Origin of the sequence: Pseudomonas aylmerensis (genome assembly GCF_001702265.1) — a bacterium.
Classification (GTDB): domain Bacteria; phylum Pseudomonadota; class Gammaproteobacteria; order Pseudomonadales; family Pseudomonadaceae; genus Aquipseudomonas; species Aquipseudomonas aylmerensis.
Genome location: NZ_MAUE01000041.1, coordinates 81776 through 102924 on the forward strand (window position 1 = coordinate 81776; position 21149 = coordinate 102924).

The 21149-nt window shown below is 59.9% G+C and carries 30 protein-coding genes; 21 read left to right on the forward strand and 9 right to left on the reverse strand.

From position 1 onward, the window contains the following. Positions 1–55: 55 nt before the first annotated feature. The 9 genes from BBG20_RS24935 to BBG20_RS24975 all read right to left on the reverse strand — a co-directional run bounded on the left by BBG20_RS24935 (position 56) and on the right by BBG20_RS24975 (position 4209). Positions 56–877, reverse strand: coding sequence for a YfdQ family protein (locus BBG20_RS24935; RefSeq protein WP_065908173.1), 822 nt, complete (start codon positions 875–877; stop codon positions 56–58). A gap of 51 nt (positions 878–928) precedes the next feature. Continuing rightward, positions 929–1276, reverse strand: coding sequence for a hypothetical protein (locus BBG20_RS24940; protein WP_079443955.1), 348 nt, complete (start codon positions 1274–1276; stop codon positions 929–931). Positions 1277–1330: 54 nt separating this feature from the next. Next, the gene (locus BBG20_RS24945; protein WP_032888577.1) at positions 1331–1573 is read right to left on the reverse strand and encodes a pyocin activator PrtN family protein; all 243 of its coding nucleotides are present in this window, start codon (positions 1571–1573) and stop codon (positions 1331–1333) included. Beyond that, positions 1570–1947 (reverse strand): hypothetical protein, encoded by a 378-nt coding sequence (locus BBG20_RS24950; RefSeq protein ID WP_065908174.1) that lies wholly within the window; start codon positions 1945–1947, stop codon positions 1570–1572. The genes BBG20_RS24945 and BBG20_RS24950 overlap by 4 nt, the downstream gene beginning before the upstream one ends. Further along, a complete protein-coding gene (locus tag BBG20_RS24955) occupies positions 1944–2219 on the reverse strand; it encodes a hypothetical protein (protein ID WP_065908178.1) in 276 nt (91 codons plus the stop codon). The genes BBG20_RS24950 and BBG20_RS24955 overlap by 4 nt, the downstream gene beginning before the upstream one ends. A gap of 10 nt (positions 2220–2229) precedes the next feature. Further along, positions 2230–2811, reverse strand: a complete 582-nt coding sequence (locus tag BBG20_RS24960; RefSeq protein WP_065908180.1) for a deoxynucleotide monophosphate kinase family protein — start codon at positions 2809–2811, stop codon at positions 2230–2232. Beyond that, a complete protein-coding gene (locus BBG20_RS24965; RefSeq protein ID WP_065908182.1) occupies positions 2808–3002 on the reverse strand; it encodes a hypothetical protein in 195 nt (64 codons plus the stop codon). The genes BBG20_RS24960 and BBG20_RS24965 overlap by 4 nt, the downstream gene beginning before the upstream one ends. Before the next feature lie 101 nt (positions 3003–3103). Further along, the gene (locus BBG20_RS24970; protein ID WP_065908185.1) at positions 3104–3355 is read right to left on the reverse strand and encodes a DUF1654 domain-containing protein; all 252 of its coding nucleotides are present in this window, start codon (positions 3353–3355) and stop codon (positions 3104–3106) included. Positions 3356–3495: 140 nt separating this feature from the next. Continuing rightward, positions 3496–4209: an XRE family transcriptional regulator gene (locus BBG20_RS24975; protein ID WP_065908186.1), complete on the reverse strand. Its 714-nt coding sequence runs from the start codon at positions 4207–4209 to the stop codon at positions 3496–3498. Between the two features lie 99 nt (positions 4210–4308). Between BBG20_RS24975 and BBG20_RS24980 the strand changes: the two genes are divergently transcribed. From BBG20_RS24980 to BBG20_RS25075, 21 genes are all read left to right on the forward strand, one after another. Further along, on the forward strand, positions 4309–4536 hold the full coding sequence (locus BBG20_RS24980; protein ID WP_065908188.1) for a transcriptional regulator: 228 nt from the start codon (positions 4309–4311) through the stop codon (positions 4534–4536). A 142-nt stretch (positions 4537–4678) separates the two neighbouring features. Continuing rightward, on the forward strand, positions 4679–5167 hold the full coding sequence (locus BBG20_RS24985; RefSeq protein WP_065908190.1) for a phage regulatory CII family protein: 489 nt from the start codon (positions 4679–4681) through the stop codon (positions 5165–5167). Beyond that, the gene (locus tag BBG20_RS32060) at positions 5160–5363 is read left to right on the forward strand and encodes a TraR/DksA C4-type zinc finger protein (protein ID WP_065909428.1); all 204 of its coding nucleotides are present in this window, start codon (positions 5160–5162) and stop codon (positions 5361–5363) included. Before BBG20_RS24985 ends, BBG20_RS32060 begins: the two co-directional genes overlap by 8 nt. Beyond that, on the forward strand, positions 5360–8050 hold the full coding sequence (locus BBG20_RS24990) for a bifunctional DNA primase/polymerase (RefSeq protein ID WP_065908193.1): 2691 nt from the start codon (positions 5360–5362) through the stop codon (positions 8048–8050). The genes BBG20_RS32060 and BBG20_RS24990 overlap by 4 nt, the downstream gene beginning before the upstream one ends. A 1000-nt stretch (positions 8051–9050) precedes the next feature. Further along, positions 9051–9395, forward strand: a complete 345-nt coding sequence (locus tag BBG20_RS24995) for a phage holin family protein (RefSeq protein WP_065908195.1) — start codon at positions 9051–9053, stop codon at positions 9393–9395. A gap of 32 nt (positions 9396–9427) precedes the next feature. Continuing rightward, complete coding sequence (locus tag BBG20_RS25000) at positions 9428–9928, forward strand: hypothetical protein (protein ID WP_065908196.1); 501 nt, start codon at positions 9428–9430, stop codon at positions 9926–9928. Positions 9929–9942: 14 nt separating this feature from the next. Next, positions 9943–10296, forward strand: coding sequence for a hypothetical protein (locus BBG20_RS33020; protein ID WP_177343962.1), 354 nt, complete (start codon positions 9943–9945; stop codon positions 10294–10296). Between the two features lie 440 nt (positions 10297–10736). After that, positions 10737–11339, forward strand: a complete 603-nt coding sequence (locus BBG20_RS25010; RefSeq protein WP_065908201.1) for a terminase small subunit — start codon at positions 10737–10739, stop codon at positions 11337–11339. A gap of 3 nt (positions 11340–11342) precedes the next feature. Beyond that, a complete protein-coding gene (locus BBG20_RS25015; RefSeq protein ID WP_065908202.1) occupies positions 11343–13379 on the forward strand; it encodes a phage terminase large subunit family protein in 2037 nt (678 codons plus the stop codon). A gap of 1 nt (position 13380) precedes the next feature. Further along, entirely contained in the window at positions 13381–13587 is a 207-nt protein-coding gene (locus BBG20_RS25020; RefSeq protein WP_034106735.1) for a phage head-tail joining protein, read from the forward strand. After that, the gene (locus tag BBG20_RS25025) at positions 13587–15068 is read left to right on the forward strand and encodes a phage portal protein (protein WP_065908205.1); all 1482 of its coding nucleotides are present in this window, start codon (positions 13587–13589) and stop codon (positions 15066–15068) included. Before BBG20_RS25020 ends, BBG20_RS25025 begins: the two co-directional genes overlap by 1 nt. Then, positions 15065–16207: a head maturation protease, ClpP-related gene (locus BBG20_RS25030; RefSeq protein WP_065908207.1), complete on the forward strand. Its 1143-nt coding sequence runs from the start codon at positions 15065–15067 to the stop codon at positions 16205–16207. The genes BBG20_RS25025 and BBG20_RS25030 overlap by 4 nt, the downstream gene beginning before the upstream one ends. Continuing rightward, entirely contained in the window at positions 16204–16542 is a 339-nt protein-coding gene (locus tag BBG20_RS25035; RefSeq protein ID WP_065908208.1) for a head decoration protein, read from the forward strand. The genes BBG20_RS25030 and BBG20_RS25035 overlap by 4 nt, the downstream gene beginning before the upstream one ends. 62 nt (positions 16543–16604) lie before the next feature. Further along, on the forward strand, positions 16605–17600 hold the full coding sequence (locus BBG20_RS25040; protein ID WP_065908209.1) for a major capsid protein: 996 nt from the start codon (positions 16605–16607) through the stop codon (positions 17598–17600). A 2-nt stretch (positions 17601–17602) separates the two neighbouring features. Continuing rightward, the gene (locus BBG20_RS25045; protein ID WP_034106725.1) at positions 17603–17923 is read left to right on the forward strand and encodes a head-tail joining protein; all 321 of its coding nucleotides are present in this window, start codon (positions 17603–17605) and stop codon (positions 17921–17923) included. Continuing rightward, positions 17920–18579: a hypothetical protein gene (locus tag BBG20_RS25050; RefSeq protein ID WP_065908210.1), complete on the forward strand. Its 660-nt coding sequence runs from the start codon at positions 17920–17922 to the stop codon at positions 18577–18579. The genes BBG20_RS25045 and BBG20_RS25050 overlap by 4 nt, the downstream gene beginning before the upstream one ends. Continuing rightward, positions 18569–19087 carry a hypothetical protein gene (locus BBG20_RS25055; RefSeq protein ID WP_065908212.1) on the forward strand — a complete coding sequence of 173 codons (519 nt, stop codon included), beginning with the start codon at positions 18569–18571 and terminating at the stop codon, positions 19085–19087. The genes BBG20_RS25050 and BBG20_RS25055 overlap by 11 nt, the downstream gene beginning before the upstream one ends. Then, complete coding sequence (locus tag BBG20_RS25060) at positions 19084–19677, forward strand: phage baseplate assembly protein V (protein ID WP_065908214.1); 594 nt, start codon at positions 19084–19086, stop codon at positions 19675–19677. Before BBG20_RS25055 ends, BBG20_RS25060 begins: the two co-directional genes overlap by 4 nt. A gap of 55 nt (positions 19678–19732) precedes the next feature. Further along, positions 19733–19939 carry a hypothetical protein gene (locus tag BBG20_RS25065; protein ID WP_065908216.1) on the forward strand — a complete coding sequence of 69 codons (207 nt, stop codon included), beginning with the start codon at positions 19733–19735 and terminating at the stop codon, positions 19937–19939. A gap of 5 nt (positions 19940–19944) precedes the next feature. Further along, positions 19945–20271, forward strand: a complete 327-nt coding sequence (locus BBG20_RS25070) for a GPW/gp25 family protein (RefSeq protein WP_065908218.1) — start codon at positions 19945–19947, stop codon at positions 20269–20271. Then, the gene (locus tag BBG20_RS25075) at positions 20268–21149 is read left to right on the forward strand and encodes a baseplate assembly protein (protein ID WP_065908219.1); all 882 of its coding nucleotides are present in this window, start codon (positions 20268–20270) and stop codon (positions 21147–21149) included. Before BBG20_RS25070 ends, BBG20_RS25075 begins: the two co-directional genes overlap by 4 nt.

Below are 21149 nucleotides of genomic sequence, written 5' to 3' on the forward strand. Positions count from 1 at the left end.
CCGCCGCCGGACAGTTTTGGTGAGAGGACGGCGACGGGGTGTTGCAGAGAGTTAGTTAGATCGTGGCTTCATAGAGCGGCACGTCGTTGATGGCGCCTTCGATCTTGGCGCGCACTGCGTTGTAGGCTTCCTCGAGCACCTTGTCGGCGCGCACCAGCTCGTACCACATGACCAGACGGCCTTCCTGAATGCGGTAGCGGAAACGGGCGGGCACGCAGAAGGCGTCGCCACCGAGGAATGGCTTGAGCGCGATGAAGAATTCTTCGGGGATACGCAGTTGGCCAGCTTCGCCGGCGCGCCCGTCGATTTCTTCGTTGTAGGTCAGTTGCACCTGGCCGTTGTCGAGGCGGGTGCCTTGGCGGAACGTGATGTTCTTCTTGGCTTCCAGGGTGCGGCTGATTTCGAGCATGTCGGCAGCGCTTGGGGTGTTCTCATGCTCGGGGTGGTGGGTGATGTCCTTCACGTTGTCTTCGATGAATTCAGCGAAGGTGGCCTGGTCCATGCGCTTGCGGTCTTTTTCCTTCCAGTTACCCCATTCAACGGTGGTCGGGCAGCGGTACGTCGCAACGTGGTCGCGCCAGGCCGGTGCGGCTGGATCGTGGTAGTCGATGACCGCTGTGAAGGTGCGACCTTCGGGGCCATTGCAAAACACAGCCGTTGCCTGGGTGGCGAAGCGGTTCACGTAGACGATGAACGACTCGGCATCGAGCACGGTGAGCTTCTGCTTGATGCGTGAAGGTGCGGGCAGCAGGTGCTCCAGGCTTTCGATGCTGACCCCGTTCGGTACGAGCGCCAGCGGCGCAGGGATGCCCGGGACCTCGATTGGCTTGCCAAGGGATTGAGCCAGGGTGACCAGGTGCTGTAGGGCTTGTTGCATTGGATGTGCTCCAGTGGGTGACGATTTGGTGAGAGGTTGGTGGTTTGGGTGTTACTGGCTGACCTGGCGCAAAGCTCCAGGCCCGGGTTCGTCCTCGACACTGCGCAGCGGGATTTCCTGCTGTCGTGGGTCGCGGCGGGTGATGTTGCCTTCCGGCGTGAGGAAGAAAAGCGACGTACCGCGCGCCAGTACAGGCTCTTTGGCTTTAACGTCAGCCTTCACGGTCATCTGGCCGCCGCCATCAGGCTTGTAGGTAAGCTTGATGGTCAGATCGCCGCCCTTGCCGGTCATGCGGATGGCGTCGATCAGGCTGTGCTGGGCCTCGGTGAGTTCGTCCAGCAGGCCACCGGCCTCGATGTCGCGCAGGGTGTCCATAAAGGGACGTGCTTTGGTGTTCATGTGCTGTGCCTCATTGGCTGTGTCGCCCCTGGACGGCAGGGGCTACCGTTTGAATCAGGCCGCTTGCTTCGTCGCCTGGGCGTCGAGGTAGTCGGCCAGGTCGTGCAGGTAAACGACTGGCTTGGCGCGGGCCGAGCAGTGCAGCCGCTTGACCACCAGGGCGATCCGACCGGCCTTGATTTCGCTCAGCAGGTAGCGGTCGGTGCGTATGTGCGTGAAGTACTGTTCACGCACGGCGGTTAAGGTTGGGCACGGCGTGGCGAACTGGCGCCGGAGTTGTTCCAGGGTGGTGGTCACGCGGATTCCTCCCCATGCCCCTCCTTTCGGGGCACCAGCTTGAGCCGGATCAGTTCGGCGAGACCTTCTTTGCTCTTGCCCTTGGCCGCTGCCAGGACGTTGCCCTCGGCGTCTGCGACGACAGCGCCGTATGGGTATTCCGGGCACTTCACCGGCGTCACGTAGGCGATCTGACCTTCTGCGATCACTGCGTCAACGCAGCGGAACACTTCGGCCAGCTCGACCGACACGCAGGGCAATGCCTCCAGCAGTTCAACGGCTTCGGCTGAGGCGCCGATCAGCGTGGCGCGGCTGATCACGCCGGGGTGGTTGAGGAACATTGGCACCAGTTTCAGAGCGCCTACAGCGGAGTTGATGGCGTTCGGCGTCTTCATGCTGCTGCGTCCTTCTTGGTGATGGTGATGTCCAGCTTCTTGGCGATCCACTCAACGCCTGCTTCCTTAACCATCACCACGGAGTAGTGGGTGTAGTTGCGGAGTGTTGGATTCCAGCGGCTGCGCGGGTCGGAGAACAGGTAGCCACGCTCACGGTGGGCGCTGGCCAGGTCGCCGGATGAATTCAGCACGCCGAGTTCCCGCAACCTGGTGCGGAAGGCGCGGGGCTTGAGCCCGAGCAAAGCTGCGGTTTGATCCAGGGTGCGGTTCATGGCTGCGGCCTCAGGCAGTGAGATGTTCGGAGTGTTGCTGGATGCGGCGAACCATCAGGAACACCTCATCCAGCGCGCGCAGGAACTCCTCGACCGTGCCGTAGTTAGTCAGCGTCAGATCATCCTTATGAGCAGCTACCCCGGCCTCGCTGACGTGAGGGTTCACGGCTTGTGCATCGGCCCGAAAAATATGAATGACCGTGCCGCCGCGCCGCCGAATGAGGTCCGCTTCGTTTTCAAAGCGCACGTCGCTAATGACGAAGCCCAGCACCGCGCCCAGCGCCTTTGTCATGTAATCGAGGTTTTGTTCAGCGAGCTTTACCCATACATCTGGGTGCACGGTGTTGCGTGCCCACTCAGTGCCCATCGACTGCATCAGCTGACGTGGCGAGCGGTCGAGCCAAGCCAGTGGCTGCTCCTTGCGATCGCCTTCGAAGTCGGTAGGGTCGAGGTTGAACATCGCCATCAAGCCATCGCGGAGCGGATCAGCGAATGCGTAGTGCTCCAGAAGGTAAGTGCCAACCAGGTGTTCGGCGGCTGTCGACTTGCCGGAGCGGGCACGGCCAGTGAGGCCAATCAGAATAGGCCTCATGCTGCGTCGCCTCCCCATGGGCCCAGTTCATCGTCGGCGGTGGGGGCGGGAGCAATCGTGGCGCGGCCCAGGTTGACGATGACCAGAAGGCCGGTGCTGCGCTGGATACGTTCTACGGCGGCGGGGCTGGTTGCCGCCGCCGGGTGAAGGTACACCGGGCAGCGGGTGTTGCTGTGCTGTGTCGTTTGCATGGCTCGTAACCTGTGGTGAGAGGAGTACGAGACAAAATTAGCAATAGCTAAATTATAATGCAATAGCAGATGCTAAATTAGTTGAGGTTCGTCATGTGTGGCTAGTCAGTTTCTGGTACATCCCAGTACACGCGAATAGCGCCGTCATCCTGAAAGGTGACGTATACCCCATCGGTTTCTGTTATCGCCTCAATGATCTGGTCCCAGTCTTCTTGCGCCTCATCGGCGGTTTTGAAGATGATTGCGGCGTGCGCTTTCTGTGCGGCAGGGGCATTGATTATTTTCTGAAGACGCGCGCCCAGTAGCTCAATGGACGTTGTTGGGGCGGGGGTTTTGGGGTTTGGTTTAGCCATTGGGTCCTCCTTGGTATCTGTATATTCATACAGTATTCCGAGAGGGCTCCTACGGCAACAAAAAAGAGTACGTATGTACTCTTTGCCGGGGCGGACAACAAAAAGCCCGCGAATGCGGGCTTGGATTTCTTCAGCGGCGACTAAAGTTTTTTAGCATTCCAAACCAGCAATACCCTGGCTTGGATGTGGACCTTCTCAAGGTCGGCCCCCTCTATCATGATTGCTGGATAAATTGGGTTATCTGAAATCATGCGCAGGGAGCCGCCAGTTAGGCGTTGTAAGCGCTTTATGAAAAGGTCTCCGTCCAGTGTGAACACGTACACGGCGTCGGTTCTGATGTCCGTGATGCCGCGGTCGACCAGCAAGGAGTCGCCGTCGCGAAACGTTCCATTCATGCTGTCGCCGTCACCGGTGATGATTGCCAGATTCTCTATTCCGGAAAACGCTAGACCCTGTGTTTTGATCCAGTCCAAGTGGACCGTGATTTCACGGATTACCTCAATTTGATGATCGGGCGGCACATTGCCTGATCCCATTGACGCGGCTACATCAAGGTGGGGGATCGTGACAAAGCCAAGGGACTCCATCACCTTCTTTTTGCCTGGAAGCACCGGCGGGTGCAAATTGGTATCGGCCTGAATATCGCCCGACTGAGTGGGCGCTACCAGCGTTCCAGGGGCGAGCTGGATCTTTGCCTCAAGCGAGGCCGCGGCTCTCTCGCCGAGCTTTCGGTGGCCTGTTAATAGCTGAGACAAATAGGAAGCGTCCAACCCGTGCTGGTTGGCGAAGTCTTTCTGGGTGAGCCCTGCCATGGCGTGGCGTAGAGCCCTGATGCGCTGTTCGTAGATATCCATTTCTCATGATCGCTTGACGTTAGCAAACAGTAAATTACGGTTTGCTATTGCTGTGCTGATTAGCAATTGCTAATCTGCGTATCCAGAACGGAGGTGCACATGACTCTGCACGAATTTTTGAAAGGTCTTAACAAGACGGATCTAGAGGCGTTCGCGAGTAAATGCGACACCTCGGCAGGACAGCTTCGGCAGGTCGCATATTGCAATCGCCGAGCAAGTGCGGCTCTCGCAGTCAACATTGAGCGTGAGTCCAAAGGGGCTGTGGTCTGCGAAGTGATGCGACCCGATATCGATTGGGCGTACCTGCGCGGTTCTGAAGCGGCTTAAACAGGTGCCGGAACTGGGGCCTCTCACCACAAGATTTCCCCAGTCCGGCTACGACGACATACAGCACATGCACATCGGTCGTGGTCGTAGGATAGGGCGTGCCCGTTTCTATGGCTAGACCGTAAAAGGGGTATTTACGGTTATGAGTCGAACAGATCAATCACCGGCCGCTGGGCCGGTTCTTTCTCTGCGCAAAGCGATCTACCGCGCAGCCCATGATTACCGGGGCGGCGTGACCGCTTTGGCGCTCGACATGGTGCTCGATTACGACAGCCTGCAGAAGAAGGTCAAGCACGATGAAGAGCGGCGCTGGCTGGATCCTGACGAAATGGAAGAGGTGATCAGGCTGACCGCCGATCCTTGCCTGTTAGATGCCCTTGTCAGGCCTGCGGGTGCCGTTTGGTACAAGCCAATTCCGGTACCGGCAACTGCTGATGCGTTGAAGGCCGTCGGCAAGATGCTCGAGGAGTCAGGTCAGTTCGTGGCCTGCATGCACGACGGCGCCGCCGACAACGTCTGGGAGCCCCACGAAGTACTCTTGCTGGAGCAGCGCGGCATGGATGTTATCCGCGAGGTGCTGGGCATAATGGCTGGTGCGCGCAAGGCTATGGAGGGCGCTGACAATGTCTGACGATATCGATATCGCTAACGATGCTGCTGAACATTTCCGACAGCTCGCACTGGCGAGCCGTCCGCGCCCAACGTGCTCCGTCAGTGCGCAATTCTGTGAGGATTGCGACGAGCCTATCCCGTTACTTCGGCAGCAGACGATCCAGGGTTGTGCTACCTGCGTTAGTTGCCAGGGGTTGCGGGAGCGGCGGCGATGAGTGAGCAATCCACCAGCACAGCGATATCGTCCTGGGCTCGCCGCTACATCGAAACCTTTAACCTTGCCCTGGTCCCGATTGATCCGGGCGAAAAGGCGCCGAAAGGCATGGGCTGGAACAAGCCAGGTGGTTACATCACCGATCCGAGTGCCGCCGAAGCATTCTGGCAACGCAATCCTAATCACAACCTGGGCGTGGTGCTCGGGCCCAGCCGTGTCTGCTCGCTGGATGTCGACGATGTGCAGTGGACGCGGTTTGTGTTGTTCGACCAGATGGGGCTCGATCTGGATGCTATGGCGGTGGTCTATCCGACCATCGTGGGCAATCCGTTGCGGTTCCGCGTGCTGTTCAAGATGCCGGATGACATCGAGCTCACGCGCCACTCGCTATCCTGGCCCAATGAAAAAGACCCCGACGGGTCAATTCACAAGGGGCTGATGGCTCGGGCGAAGACGGCGAAAGAGCAGGGAGATGCTGCTGGTGAGGCGGCAGCGAAAGCCGAGGCTGAGGAATATAAGCGCTTCACGGTGTTTGAGCTGCGTGCGGGCTTGGTGCAGGACGTACTCCCGCCATCGATCCATCCGGGCACTGGCAAGCCGTATACCTGGCGTACTCCGCCCAATGCTGCTGATGGTCTGCCAGTGCTTACCAACGAGCTGCTGAATATTTGGCAGAATTGGGACGTCTTCAAGCGCAACGCCGAGGCCGCGTGCCCATGGGCGCCGAAGCCAAAGAAGCCTGCGGCAAAACCGATCAAGCGCACTCTACCCACCGACGGCAAACCCTCGGTGATTGATGAGTTCAATCGGTGCCACGATGTGGAGGAGCTGTTGCGCGCTCATGATTACATCAAGCGCGGAAACAAATGGCTGTATCCACACAGCAGCACCGGGCTACCTGGTGTGACGGTCACAGACCGCAAGGTCTATTCGCACCACGGCGCGGATCCGCTGGCCAACGGTCACCAGAATGACGCGTTTGAGGTGTTTTGCCTGCTGGACCACGATGGCGACCAATCGAAGGCAGTGAAAGACGCCGCTCGGATGTTGGGTATGCAGCACGCGTCGCGCCCAGCCCCACAAGATATTCCCCCAGCCCCATCGGCGGATGCCAGCGAGCAGGACTCCCGCGTGCCGCCAAGTGAGGCCGCTCCAGCTGCTGACGGGGGAGCGGGGGAGGTGCTGACCTATGAACAAGTACTGCGGCGTTACGTGCTGGTCGAAGGCACCACGCATGTGTGGGATCTCGACAAAGCGCGGGTGATGAAGAAAACTGCGTTTGAGGCTCGCGTCGGTAAGCCATTGGCGAAACAGTGGGTAGACGACACCACCAAAAAGCTGATCTCGGATGACAAGGTCAAAGAGATCGAGCAAGCCCGCAAGATGGCTGGCAAGAAGGGTGGGGCTCTGAACCTGGAGCCGATTGAACGGTACGTGTACATCGACGGTACCAAGGACGTTTGGGACAGGGAAAAGAAACGGCGGGTTGCCGAAGGCGCGGTCAAGATGGCCCTCGGTGATATGTACGGTATGTGGTTGAACAGCCCGGAGCGGCGCGTGGTCGACGTGGAGAACATCGTGTTCGACCCGACGATGACCAAGGATCCCAACATTTATATCAACACATTCGACGGGCTGCCCATGGAGCCGGCGCGTGACGATGCCGCGTGCGAGAACCTGCGGTGGTTGATTTCATTCCTGTGCAACCACGACCAGTCGTCACGCGATTGGCTGGTGAAGTGGCTGGCGTACCCGTTGCAGCACCTGGGCGCGAAGATGGATACGGCGGTGCTGGCCCACTCGACCATGGAGGGCTCGGGTAAAAGCCTGTTGTTCGCCGATGCGTTCGGTTTGCTCTATGGGCAATACGCGGCCACGGTCGGGCAGACTCAGCTCGAAAGCAACTTTAACGCCTGGCAAAGCCGCAAGTTGTGGGCGGTGTTCGAAGAGGTCGTGAGCCGTGATCAGCGTTACAACCAGGTGGGCAAGATCAAGCACTTGGTGACCGGCAAGACGGTGCGCATGGAATCGAAGTTTATCAACGGTTGGGAGGAGGCCAACCACATGAATGCCGCGTTCCTCAGCAACGAGATCATGCCCTGGCCGATCGCTCCCAGTGATCGGCGAATGTTGGTCTTGTGGCCGATGGAGACGCTACCGGTGGAGCGCCAGAAAGCGGTGGGCCGCGAGCTGGAGAATGGTGGTGTTGCAGCGCTGTACGCGTGGTTGTTGTCCGTTGACCTAGGTGACTTCGACCAGCGCACCAGACCGCCAAGCACTGATGCGCGTGAGCGGTTGGTGGCATTGAGCCGGGCCAGCTGGCAAACTTTCCTGTTCCTCTGGCAGTACGGCGAGCTTGGGCGTGATATGTGGGGCGCCTGTTTGTCCTCCGACATCTACGCGATGTTCCTGGAGTGGTGCCACCGCAACAAAGAACACGTGATGAGCCAGACGAAGTTCTCGTTGTTCATTGGCTCTGAGGTGGACAAGACCCGCGCCATCCCCTGGACTGACGGTAGCAACCGCAAGTTTGGAGCTTTCTTCTTTCCCCGCGACGGGCAGGCTTCCCAGCCCCCATCACTCAGCTCGGCCGACCTGGGCAAAGCGGTAGTTACTTGGCGGGCAGCGGCGCGCCTGGCGGGGTGGAACGTCGACAACTGGGACCACATCAAGGCGGCTGCAGCATGAGTCCGGCTATATGTGTGTTGGGTGTGTCGGGTGTGTGTTGGGTTGGTTTTCGATACCCCACACAATTTAAAGCCTTCTATTTCGCGGCTTTCCGGCTTGTGTGTTGGGTGTGTTGGGTTTGGCGTCGCGCACGCACATGGGCGACGTTATTTGAGTCCATGGCAGCAAGATTTTTTTCTTATGCGAGTACCCTTAAACCCAACACACCCAACACACTCAACACATTTGATTTAAGGCTATTGAATTTAAAGGGTTTTAGGTGTGTTGGGTTTGTGTTGGGTAAGGTGTTTTCTGTGTCGGGTTGGGTTTTGAGCGTGGGAGCGGGGCGATGATCGAAGAAATGGAAACTCTGTTGAACCATTGGGGGGAGCAAACGCGGCGCTGTGGCACTGCCGGCGGTCTGGGCAGCCCAATGGCCACGATCATGGAGTGGGGTGGTTGTGCTCCTCGTGGTACGCCTGGGCCTCGCAGCCTACTCAATGGCGGCGCTGGCATTGACGCCGTTGCGCAAGAGGTTGCAGCGGCGCTGGCTGAGGTCAGTCGACAGGATGAGCGCGGTCAGATGCTGGAGCGTCTGGCGGTGCTTCGTTATACCGATGACTCGGCGCCAACGTGGTTGATGCAGTTGCATCTGTGCGGGTCAACGTCCCGCGTAAAGCGGACCTACTACGATCAAGTGCACAGCCTGCACCTTCGGCTGTTACAGGTGCTTGCTGGGCGGTCGGATGCCCGGAAGTGGCTTACCACTGGTCGGGGTGATTTACCTCAAAGTCTCCTCAAAGCTGCGTCAAAGTTGCGTCGAGCTGGTTAACCGAAATTGCCCCCTTTTCGGTTTCGCACTCAGGGGGTAAAAAGTCCCCACGATATGGAATTTGCGCCTCGGTGCTGACCTCGCACGTGCTGTGCAGCTTTACCCGGTTCCCCTAGACCGGTCACTTAACCCCGCTTCGGCGGGGTTTTCTTTTTTGTGTCCGGCACACTCCTTCATTTGAGGCACAACATGACAAATGAGCAGCAAGCGCTGGCTGAGATGCCGATCTGGTTAGTGATCGTCCTGGCTCTGGTCGGCGGCGTATCGGGTGAGATGTGGCGAGCGGATAAGGACGGGGCTCGGGGCTGGGCGTTGGTTCGGCGGCTGGTGCTTCGATCGGGTGCCTGCATCGTCTGTGGCGTGTCGGCCATGATGCTGATGATAGCGGCTGGCATGTCTATCTGGACCGCCGGCAGCTTGGGTTGCCTCACGGCAATGGCCGGTGCCGATGTTGCAATTGGCCTTTATGAACGCTGGGCCGCCAAGCGGCTGGGCGTATGCGAAACAGCCTCCCAGTCGAATCGTGCTGAATAGCATCCATCCACTCGTTAAGCAGGTCTTCAGGCATGAACGAATCCAGGCAGCAGCAGATACTCGCCGGGCAGTCTTCTATTGCCCAGAAAGTTTTTGGTTACGTACCGATCCAAACGAGCTGGAGCGTTCCCGCTATCCACGCCGCCACTCAGGCAGCCAAAGCCACTGGTGCCGCAGCCCCTGCAATACGCCGCGCGCTTGGCGAACTCAAAGATGCCGGACTGATCCGTGAGCCGGTACCCGGAAAGTTTCAGCGTGACGCAGCAACCCCAAAACTCAGGAAGGACCAGGCCGTGACTCAGGTAGCCAAGCAGACCGTTGTTTCGATCAAGAAGCCCGAGGGCGCATTGGATGTGTTGGCTGCACTGTCTGGAGAGGTGGTGAGTCTTTCTGACGAGTTCAGCAAGCGCATGAAGGCATTGGCTGGTCGCATCGAAGAGGTAGCCCTGTCGGTAGAGGCTGAACGCGAAAGTAATGCTGAAGCCATCGTCAAAGCCAAGCGGCTGCAAGAGGCGTTGCGTGAGTTTGCGTAAGAGGAGACCGAACCATGAAGGTACATGTTTTTGAGAAAAGCTCAGAAGTACTGTGGGTGAAGACAGAAACCGGCGGCCTGACAAGTCTGTCTTACCGCCGGGATGGAACGCTGGAGAAGATCATTGCTGCGCTGGAATCAGCTTTGTTACAGGCTCGTGCGGAACAGAATTGCCCGATCATGGGTACTGATGTTGCAGCTGATAACTCCGCAGCTCTCGCAGAAATGTTAGATCGTCAGTTCCTTGTTGATGTTAGTCATCACCCATTCCCAGATGCCCGGGGACCTGAAGAACGAATGCCAGGCAGTTGGGGCGCGGAAGTGAACGCGATTCCCGGACTGCCAGATGACTGCGACGTGTCCAGCTAGGTCTGCACCCCAAGCTGCTTGTTGGAGCGAGTCCATGATCTCTTGTTGAGACGTGTTCGACTGAGAGCCGAACGAAGACGTCAGCGGAAAGATGATCATGTCTTGACCGCTTTGGCGGACATGAGCAATTTGATATTTAGCCATCTTTTACCCTTCGTGATTGATGAGGCGTCCTTCCTCGGCATGCCTTCTGCTGAGGAAGGACTATCTGATGGTAGCACTTTGCTTTTTATGCCCGCTGTGTCGACCCGGAAGGCCTCGATTTTCCGGGTGGCACGATTTTGGGGCGCCGAAAAATCGCCGGGGACCCTGGGGGGATTCGAGGTACACGGGGCATGAAACCCGCGGGAAAGCGTTAGCGGGTGGGCTGCCAGCTTACTGAAATTCAATCCATTGAAATTGAAAGGTTTCCATTGAAAAGCCGTTGAAAAGGAGGGCTTATGACGGATCCACTGTTTCTGTCTAAAAGCGCTTTCGCGGCTCGCATCGGCAGGACGCCGAGTTACATCACCTGGCTCAAAGGCAACAATCGCCTGGTCCTGTCGCCGGACGGCAAGATGGTCGACGTGCTGGCAACTGAAGCGCTGATCGTCGAAACCGCCGACCCCAGCAAGGCCGCCGTCGCTGCTCGACACCAGCAGGACCGGATCCAGCGTGACGTTTACAGCCAACTGTCCCCCCTGGTCGAGCCGACTAACACGGCTGCGCCGCAGCAGCCTATTGCTGTAGGCGCCAAGGCACACGACTTCCAGAAGGCTCGCGCCATGCGCGAACACAACCTGGCGCAACTGGCCGAGATCGAGCTGCACAAGGCGCAGGGCTCACTGGTAGCCAGGGATGCTGTCGAGATGGGGGCGTACAACGCGGGGCGCCATCTGCGCGACCAACTGTTCGGCCTGTTGCCCCAGCTGTCCCACAAGGTTGCAACCATGACCGATCCCTGGGACATCGAGAAACACCTGGCGGCGACACTTCGTAAATCACTGGAAGAGGCTGAGCGCATGTCCTCGTCCGACCTTGAACGAGCAATGACAACGAGCTGACCTATGACCACGGAATTTCCTGACGGTGACCGTGCGTACCGTGAGGCGTATTTCCGTGGACTACGTCCTGACCCTGACCTCTGGATCGACGAGTGGGCCGACGAGTACATGCGCATCCCGCGAGATACCGGCGCCCCTGAGCCCGGCCAGTACCGCACGGATCGGACGCCGTACGCTCGCGAACCCATGCGCTGCCTGTCACCGGCTCACCCTTGCCGGCGAGTCATCACCATGGTGGCCTCGCAGCTGATGAAAACCCAGATCGCCTTGAACTGGATGGGCGGGCTGATCCACATGGCACCGTCCAACATCCTGGCGCTGCTGCCCAGTCTGAGCCTGTCCAAGCGGGTTTCCGGACGGATCAGCAAGACGATTAAGGCGACCCCAGAACTGGCGAAGCGAGTAGCGGCCAGCCGCTCGCGGGATGCCCGCAACACCATGGATACAAAGGAGTTTGAGGGCGGCGCCTTGTACGTCACCACGGCGGGTTCGGCTGCGAACCTTTCCGAATTGTCGGCACGCTACATCTACGGCGATGAGGTCGACCGTTGGGAGAATGACGTCGGCCAGGAGGGTGATCCCATCGTGCTGGCAGAGACGCGGGCGACCAACTTCGGGCGCAATGCCAAGATCTACTTTTCCAGCTCGCCGACGATCAAGGGCGCCTCGCGGATCGCGGACCTGTTCGAGTCCAGCGACCAGCGTTACTACTACGTGCCGTGCCCTTCATGCGGGCATATGCAGGTGTTGGAGTGGGAGCGGCTGCTCTATAGCAAGGACTACCGCACGGTTCACTACCAGTGCGCCGCGCCTGAATGTGACGTCCTGATCGAGGAGCATCACAAGACCGACATGCTCGCCCGTGGCGAGTGGCGTGCCCATGGCAGCGGCGATGGCAAGACGGTGGGTTTCCACCTGAATGCCCTCTACTCGCCAATTGGTTGGAAGGACTGGGCCTCGCTTGCCGAGGAGTTTGAAGACGCCAAAAAGGCCCAGGCCAAGGGCGACATGGGCCTGATGCAGGTGTTCTACAACACCCGTCTCGCCAAGGTCTGGGACAGCGCGCAAGAGCAGACCAAGGCTGAAGTGCTGATCGCTCGGGCACGACTGGAGACCTACACCCTCGGCAGTATGCCGGTGGGCGTGCTGATGCTGACCGGCGCCGTCGACGTCCAGGCAAACCGCCTGGAGCTGATGGTGATGGGCTTTGGTGTTGGGATGGAACGTTGGGTGGTCGACCACCAAGTGATCTGGGGCGACCCTGCGGATGAACGTACCTGGGCGGTGTTGGACGAAAAGCTCAAAGCTCGATACCGGCATCCCTGCGGTGTTGCCTTGGCGATCCTGGCGACGGGCGTCGACTCTGGTGGTCACCACACCGATGAGGTGTACCAGTTCTGCCGCGTGCGGCGCTGGCGCAACGTATTCGCGCTCAAGGGGGCGAGCAAGCCCGGTAAGCCGGTGATCGCTCAGCGGCCATCCATGGTTGACGTGACGTGGAAGGGGCAGACCGAGCGCGGCGGCGCCGAGCTGTGGTTTGTCGGTACCGACACCGCGAAGGACTGGATCTACAACCGCTACGCATTCGAGGACGGACCCGGTTCGCTGCACTTTGCCAACGACCTTCCGGACGAGTTCTTCGCCCAGTGCGTGGCCGAGCGCAAGGTCGCCCGGTACGTCAAAGGCTACAAGCGTATCGAGTGGGTCAAGGGCAAGGCCGAGCGCAACGAAGCGCTCGACCTGATGGTGTACTGCCTGGCGATGGCGCATTACCTGGGCATCAATCGCTACCAAGAACACGACTGGGAGCGGGTACGCCAAGCGCTGGCTCAGTCCGGTTTGTTCGACGATGTGTTGGGCGTCAAGCCCGTACAAGGCGAGCGCGTCGATTCTGACGAAACACCAGCACCGGTTGCGGCGCGTCAGTCGCAACCTGCACCGGCACCTGCAGCACCACCTGCAGCACCTGTGGTCCAGCCGCGACCCGCTGCACCCCCACAACGCCGCAGCTCCACCAGCGGTTACCTGAAGAGACGTTGATATGTCGTTTACCCCGAAGCACCTCGAAGTCATCGAGCGCGCCATTGCACGCGGTGAAAAGACCGTGCGCTACAGCGACCGCACGGTGGAGTACCGCTCTATCGACGAACTGCTCAAGGCCCGCGACGAGATCCGCACGTCGCTGAGCCAAGCCGCCGGGCCGCGTTCTCGCGTGATTCGGCTTACCCACGGAGGCAAGGGAATCTAATGGCCCGACATTATCCGACGCTGACCCGTAACGGATTCTTGTTGCCGTCGAACATCAAGGCCAGTTACGAAGGCGCCGGGGAGGGCCGTCGTTCGGCCAGTTGGGAGGCCACCGACAACGGCATCAACAGCATCAACACCCCGGCACTGCGCAACCTGCGTGCGCGCTCTCGGGCAGCCGTGCGCAATGACCCCTATGCGTTCAACGTCATCGACAAACGCGTCAGCAACCTGATCGGCACCGGCATCACGCCCAGGCCGACCACGGCCGACGCCGAGCTGCGCAAGCTCAAGCAGCAGCTGTGGGATGACTGGGTGGATGAGGCAGACGCCGATGAGCTGACCGACTTCTACGGCATGCAGGCCCTGGTGGCGCGCACCGTAGAAACGGCCGGTGAATGCTTTGTGCGATTGCGACCCCGCAGCCCGAGCGAAGGTTTGGCAGTGCCGCTGCAGCTGCAGGCGCTGGCGCCTGAATTTGTTCCTCACGACAAGTTCGAGGCGGCCAAAAACGGCAATGTCATCCGTGCCGGGATCGAGTTCAGCCCTGCCGGCAAGCGAGTGGCGTATTGGATGTATCTGGCGCATCCGCGTGACTCGTCGTCTTTGAATGCGGGTTACAACCAACTGGTACGCGTTCCTGCGGCCCAGGTGCTGCATATCTTCGAACCGATGGAGCCCGGGCAGTTGCGCGGCGTACCGCGCTTGGCGCCGGTGCTGAAGCGCCTGCGCAGCTTGGATAATTACGACGACGCGGTGCTGTTCCGGCAGGAAGTGGCGAACCTCTTCGCGGGCTTCATCAAGCGCCCGGCACCGGAGGCAACGCAGCAGCCTCGCGATCCCGTTACAGGCATGCCATTGAATGTTGACCGCGATGGCTTCACGCCTATGGTCGCCTTGGAGCCCGGCACCATGCAGGAGCTGGGTCCAGGTGAAGAGGTGGAATTCTCCAAGCCACCAGATGCCGGCAACAACTACCCGGATTTTATGCGGCAGCAGCTGATGGCTGCGGCGGCGGGTTCGGGCACGCCTTACGAGATCCTCACCGGCGACATGCGCGAGGTCAACGACCGGGCGCTCCGGGTGGTGCTCAACGAGTTCCGGCGGCGTCTGGAGCAGCTGCAATTTGGTGTGTATGTGCATCAGTTGTGTCGCCCGGTGCGGGCGGCCTGGATGGACATGGCGGTGTTGTCCGGTGCCCTGGTGCTTGAGGACTACGCGCAACGACGTCGCGAATACCTGCGCACCCGTTGGGTACCGCAAGGGTGGGCCTACATCCAGCCGGTGCAGGACGTACAGGCACGGAGCATGGAAGTGAAGGCAGGCTTTGCGTCGCGCAGCGAGATGGTGCTGCGCACGGGCTACGACGCGGAAACGGTCGACACGGAAAACGCCGCCGATCTCGCCAGGGCCACACACCTCGGACTCAACTACACGACTCTTGAAGCCATCGAGACGATTGATGACAAGGAACAACCATGAGCAAAAAAGCGAAACCTCGCGTTTACGACAAAGCTGGTAAGCAGGTAACCGTCGCGGACAAGAGCTGGTACACGCTCCAGGCCAGCGGCGAAGCCGAGCAGCGCAACATCGAGATCTTCGTCTATGGCGAGATCGGCGCTTGGGGCGTCACCGCCAATCAGTTCGTGCAGGATCTGCGCGCCATGGATGACGGCGTGTCACCGGTGATTGTTGCGTTCAACAGCATCGGCGGTGACCTGTTTGACGGTCTGGCGATCCACAACGCGTTGTCGCGCTTGGGCGAGCGTTGCACCGGTCGTATTGATGCCCTGGCGGCCAGCGCGGCCAGTGTCGCGGTATGTGGCGCTCACCGGGTGGTGATCGCTGCCAATGCGATGTTGATGATTCACAACCCCTACACCTTCACCGGTGGCGATGCGGAAGACTTTCGCCGCGTTGCCGATGTGCTGGACCAAACGCTGGAAGCGATCATCGCGGCCTACAAGGCCAAGGCGCCGGACATCGACGAGGCCGAGCTGCGGCGCATGGTTAACGCTGAAACCTGGCTAACGGCCAATGAAGCGGTGGCCTTGGGCCTCGCTGATGAGGTGGGTGACGGCCTCAAGGTTAGCGCCTGTCTCGGCCAGGGAAGTGTGTTGCAGCGGTTCCAGCATGCCCCGCCTGAGTTGCTGGCCCAGCTCGATGAAGATCCAGAGGTGGAACTGCCAGCGCCGAACGATCCACCGGCGCCGGCTCCCGTGGTGGACGCGGCAAAACTGGCACTGATGGTCACGCAAGGTTGCGCTGCTGCAGGCATCAGTAACCTGGTGGAACCACTGCTGGCATCAACCAATCTCGAAAGCGAAGTTGTGATCCAGGCGGCGCTGACCAAGGCCAAAGCCCTGCACGGTTTGTGCGTTGCCGCACGACTGCCCGAGCTGACCGGTGAATTCATCACCGCCGGCTTGGACGAAGCCGCAGTCAGGGCGCGACTGTTCGACAAGCTGGTGGGCAGCGGCGGCGGCTTTGAAATCAACAACAGCCTGCCGCTGGACAGTGACCCCGAACCCACGGTCAAGGCCAAGCAGGTCGACACCCACGCAATCTGGAGCTCCCGTCAGGCGGCTCAGAACGGAAACTCGAAAGGAGCAAGAGCATGAAAATTGAATCGATGCACGCAGGCGAGTTCCTGCTGTCCGAGGGTGCTGGCAACATTTCCCGCGAAGCGATCAATGTCGCCGCCGGCGCCGCGCTCGAACCGGGCCAGATCCTGGGCCTGATCACCGCAACCAGCGAATTTGCGCCGTATAAGCCTACCGCAGAGGATGGCACTGAAAACGCCATCGCGATCCTCTACGGGCCATTGAGCGAATCTGATGTGGTAAGGCGCGGTCGTGCCATTGTGCGGCTCGCCGAAGTCAGCGAAGCGCATTTGACCGGCCTCGATCCCGCCGCCGAAAAGGCCCTGGGCGTCAACCACATCATCGTCCGTTAAGACGATCACCCTGTTTATTCATCCCGCCGAGTGCGGGATTTTTCGTTTCTGGAGAGTACCCCATGGCCGATATCGCCATTTTTGAAGATGACGCGTTCAGCGTTTCCTCCCTGACCGCTGCAATCAATGATCAGGAATACTTGCCGGGCCGCATCAGCAGCCTGGGCTTGTTTCGCGAAGAGGGCATCAGCACGATCACTGTTCAGATCGAGAAGGACGGCGACACTCTGGCACTGGTGCCAGCGGGTGAGCGCGGTGCCTCTGGCCTGGTGGTCGGCGCGACCAGGCGTCAACTGATCCCTTTCAACACCGTGCACCTGCCGGAACGCTTCACCATCAAGGCTGATGAGATCCAGGGCATTCGCGCTTTTGGCTCGCGTACCGAGTTGCAGTCTGTGCAGGATGTGGTCAACAAGCGTCTGGCAAAGGCTCGCCGTCAGCTGGATGCCACTCACGAATTCCAGCGCATGGGGGCCTTGAACGGCCAGGTGTTGGATGCTGACGGTAAGACCGTGCTGCTGGACATCTATAAAACTTTCGGCGTCCAGCGCAAGAAATTGCCGATGGGCCTTGGCAACCCGGACACTGAGCTGCGTGTGCGCGCCGGCGAAGCGCTCGACATGCAAGAAGAGGCGCTGGGCAGCATTACCAGCACTGGCTCTCGCGCCTTCTGCGGTAAGAACTTCTGGAACAAGCTGATCGTCCACAAGTCGGTCAAAGACACCTATCTCAATACTATGCAGGCCGCCGCCCTGCGTGGCGATGCCCGGGAAAGCTTCGAGTTCGGCGGGATCGTCTGGGAGCGCTATCGTGGCAAAGTGGCAGGCATTTCGTTCGTCCATGACGATAAGGCTCTGCTGATTCCCGAAGGTGTCCCTGACCTGTACATCTCTTCGTTCGCACCGGCTGACTACATGGAAACGGTCAACACTCAAGGCATCCCGTACTACAGCAAGATCGAGCCGCTGCCCTTCAACAAGGGTGTAGCAGGTGAAGCCCAGTCCAACCCGCTGCACCTGTGCACGCGTCCCCTGGCGCAGATCCTGCTGGAACTCTGATCGTGGCGTTTCGCGATCTGATCGAGGACATCGACGACGTGGTCTTCGAAACCCTGGGTGATTCAGCCCAGATCGAAGGCCGCGCTGAGCCGGTGCTGGGCATGTTCATGGCGCCATGGAAGGCGCCGCAGTTTGGCAAGACCCAAACGGCCATCCGAGAGCCGCGCTTTGAGATCCGCGTACGTGATTCGGACGGCCTGATCAAAGGCCTGCGCGTCACCGTCGATCTGCCTGTGCTGGACGGCGGCGGGGAATATGACCTGCTGCAGCTGGAGCCTGGTGGTGACGGCCTGGTGGCCCTGATCTTGAGGAAGCGTCCATGAGTGTCGGCAGCTACGCACAGCAAAAACGCGACGGTGGGTTGATCAACATTCAGCCGTCACTGGCAGACCTGAAGCGCTTTCAGGACTTCGCCCGGCTTGTGCCAAAAGCTGCAGCAGCCGCACAACGGCGAGCGATCAATAAAACCCTGGGTTGGCTGCGCACGCATATCGCCAGGGCGGTGGGCAAGCAAGAGCGCATCGCGATTGGCGCTGTGCGGCAACGGTTGCGGGCGTATCCCACCAGCGGAGGTGCCATGCGCGGCAAGTTGTGGTTTGGTCTCAACGCGATTGAGGCCAGCCGCATCGGTCGGGCGCGTCAAACCGGCAGAGGTGTGTCGGTGGCGGGGCGTCGCTATCAGGGCGCGTTTTACAAACAGGTGTACGGCAACAGCGCCGATATCTGGATCCGCACTGCCAGCAAGCACTTCAACAGCGATGACTACCCCGAGGCGACTCAAGGGCGGCGGCGCAGTGGTTTCGTTGAGGAAAACGACAACCGCTTTCCTCTGGCGAAAGCCAAGGTATCGCTGGAGCAAGCCCGGCCGCACTTTGAGGCGTGGATCAAACGCGCCGATGAACAGCTGCTGGTTGTCCTCGAGCAAGAGCTCAACTACGAACTGCAGAAGTATCTGAAGGGGAGCGCCAATGTCCGATGAGCCGTTCAGCCTGAGTCAGCTGTACCAGGCTATCGAGCAACACCTGACGGAGCATCTGTCGGGCATCAAGGAGGTTGTGTTTTGGCCGGATATACAGGAAAACCAAGGCATTCCACTGCCGTCTGTGTTTCTCGAAATGGCTGAGTTTGAACCGGGTATCGATATCGGTACTGGCGAGTCCAGCCTGGTCTGTAAGTTTGAAGCCCGGATCATTGTTGACCCGATCAAGGCCAATCACCACGAGCAAGCGGTGCACCTGGTTTCGCAGCTGGCGGTGCTGCTCCGGCAGCAAAGCTGGGGGCTTGACGTCAACGTTGCCCAGTTTGAGCGAGCCACTCAGGATTGGACCAAGCCTGAGCTGGATGGCTATGTCGTGTGGGTGGTCGAGTGGACTCACCAAGTCTATTTGGGGGTGGAGGTTTGGCCTTTCCCTGAAGAGAAGCCGAGCATGCTCAAACTCAACCTTGAAGCGTACCCGGACGTTGATAGTCCAGGGGGCGCGCCATGAGTTATCAGACGGGCGAGCATGACCGGATGATCGCGGCCATGTTGATGCCGTGTGTGGTGGTTGGGGTCGATCTGATGGCCCCGGCCGTGCGGGTCAAGTCGGGAGACTGGGTCAGCGCCTGGGTGCGCTGGCACGGCCAGGCGGCAGGGAAGGCTCGACACTGGCGTGCGCCGAGCCTGGGCGAGCAGGGGATTTTGTTCAATCCCAGCGGCCAGGCAGGAATTGGCACTTTTGTACCTGGGCTGTATGGCGGCGCCGGTGCCCCACCGGATAACCGTGATCATGTCGAGGTGTGGCGGTTCGACGATGGCGGCTCCCTGGTCTACGACTGGAAGGCCAGGAGCTACACCATCACTTTGCCCACGGGCACGGTGACCATCAAGGTAGGCGCGACCGAGGCGGTGGTTACGGATAACGCGGTGACGGTCACGACTACCAACGTTAAGTTGATTGCAGACGTTGCCATTGAAGGCTCTTTGTCCGTTACGAAAAACGTAGCGGTCCAGGGCGCCTTGCACGCGGTGAAAGACATCACCAGTGCCGGCAAGATCCTTGACGCTGGCGGCAACAGCGCGAACCACAAACACTAGCCGTTCAATTTCACAGGCCCGCCGCGAGCGGGCTTTTTTGTGCCCGGGAGAAACCATGGCCAAGACTTCTGAAACACCCCTTGCCGGCGCTGGGTCTGGCTCAACGTTTCGCGACAAGCTCTATACCTCTCGCACCCTGATTCTGCCCGACAGTGGCCGCGCTCTTGTGGTCCTCAAGCAGCGTGTGTCGGTGCCGGCAACTGACGCTGAAGCGCTGGATTACCTCAAATCCAACGAGGAATTCGAACTACTGCAGGAGTGACTTAGATGATCGGAATGGACCGCCACACCGGCCAGCCCATTTCGGGCATTGCGCATCTGCGGCAGAGCATCGCTGACATTTTGAGCACTCCGCTTGGCAGCCGTCGGCAGCGACCGGACTACGGCAGCAAGCTGCGCCGTTACGTGGATCTGCCGGTCAACGAAGGCTGGAAGGGCGCGGTTCAGGCCGAGGCGAGCAGGGCGTTAGGCCGCTGGGAGCCTCGGCTGAAGCTGGAGCGCGTGCAGGCTGTGTCCGTCCTGGGCGGGTTGATCAAGATCCAAGTCACCGGGCGCTACCTGGGCGAGAGCGTATTGTTAGAGGTGAGTGTATGAGTATCGTCGACCTGTCCGAGTTGCCGGCGCCGGACGTGCTTGAGCCTCTGGATTTTGAGGAGGTCTACACGGAGTCGCTCGGTGTCTTCCGTGAATTCATGGGCGACAACTGGAGTGCGCCGCTGGAGAGTGATCCGGTGGTCAAGTTGTTGGAGGCCGGTGCTTATGCGCGTATCGGTGATCGCGCCCGGGTGAACGATGCGGCCAAGGCTTTACTGTTGGCCCATGCCATTCGTGGCGACCTCGATCAGTTGGGTGCGAACGTCAACACCCCGCGCCTGGTGATCCAGGCTGAAGATCTAAGCGCAGTGCCGCCGCTGGAAAAGATCACGGAAAGCGATGACGCTTACCGCGAGCGAATCCAGATGGCGTATGAGGGCCTGACAACAGCCGGGCCGCGCAACAGCTACATTCGCCATGCCCGCAATGCATCGGCACTGGTGGCCGATGCGTCCGCTGAAAGCCCGTCCCCGGCGTGCGTTACGGTCACGGTGCTTGGCCTGTCCGGTGACGGAGCGGTCGGTCCTGAGTTGTTGTCTGTGGTAGCGGCTGCGGTCAATGATGAAAACGTCCGGCCGCTGGGTGATCGGGTGACGGTGCAAAGCGCCGAAGTGTTGCCGTACCGCGTTGATGCGGTGCTGTTCATGAAAGGCCCCGGCCCTGAAAGCGCCGTGGCGCTGGCAGAAGCAGAAAGACGGCTCGCGGCCTGGATCAACCCACGCAAACGCTTGGGCGTCGAGGTGGCGCGTTCAGCGGTGGATGCGCAGGTGCACGTGCCTGCGGTTTCACGCGTTGAGTTGACCGGATGGCAGGATCTGGCCCCTACAAAGGCGCAAGCGGCGTTCTGCACTGGCTACAGCGTCAAGCTGGGGGAGTGA